Here is a 686-nt window from a genome sequence, read left to right as displayed (position 1 = left end):
ATGATGCGCGACCGTCCCCATCCCGAGCAGGGATACCGCTCCGCGTTTGGCATCCTCTCGCTGGCCCGTCGCTACGAGCGGGATCGGCTCGAGGCAGCCTGCGCGCGGGCCCTGACCATCAATGCGATCACCTACTCCTCCGTCAACGCCATCCTCAAATCCGGCCTCGACCGCGTGCCGCCCGCAGCCGAGCCGGTCAAGCCCACGCCATCACACGCCAACATCCGCGGCGGCTCCTATTATCAATGAAGGAAGGAAACCAACCATGCTGACACATCCAACCCTCGACCAGATGCAGGCTCTCGGCCTTGGCGGAATGGCCGCCGCCTATCGGGACCTGGCCGACCAGAGCAACGCCGACGATCTCAGTCGCGACGAATGGCTTGGCCTGATGCTCGATCGTGAAGCCGCCATGCGTGCCGACAAGCGTCTGACCAACCGTCTCGCCGTTGCCAGGCTGCGCTTTGTCGACGCCTGCATCGAGAACATCGACTTCGCCGCGCATCGCGGGCTCGACCGGCGCAATACGCTGTCGCTGGCCCAAGGCGCATGGCTGAAGGCGCATGAAAACCTCATCATCACCGGGCAGACCGATCCCACGACATAATGCACACCTCGCTATGTTATTGAAAAAGCTGGATCTGCTGATCCTGTGATTGTGATAATGGACTGTGTCCGCTCCTGCC

The 686-nt window shown here is 62.2% G+C and carries 1 protein-coding gene and 1 pseudogene; both read left to right on the top strand.

Annotated features, from left to right (window positions below; translation table 11 throughout):
* Positions 1-249 (top strand): annotated as a pseudogene (locus NKH71_RS33340) (IS21 family transposase); the annotation flags it as partial.
* Between the two features lie 16 nt (positions 250-265).
* Positions 266-607, top strand: a complete 342-nt coding sequence (locus NKH71_RS33335) for an ATP-binding protein (RefSeq protein WP_352896631.1) — start codon at positions 266-268, stop codon at positions 605-607.
* Positions 608-686 lie beyond the last annotated feature (79 nt).

It is taken from the genome of Mesorhizobium sp. M0983 (assembly GCF_040318975.1).
In the GTDB taxonomy this organism is placed as follows: domain Bacteria; phylum Pseudomonadota; class Alphaproteobacteria; order Rhizobiales; family Rhizobiaceae; genus Mesorhizobium.
The sequence above is the reverse complement of the archived record's forward strand: the minus strand, read 5'-3'. Positions and strand labels throughout refer to the sequence as shown.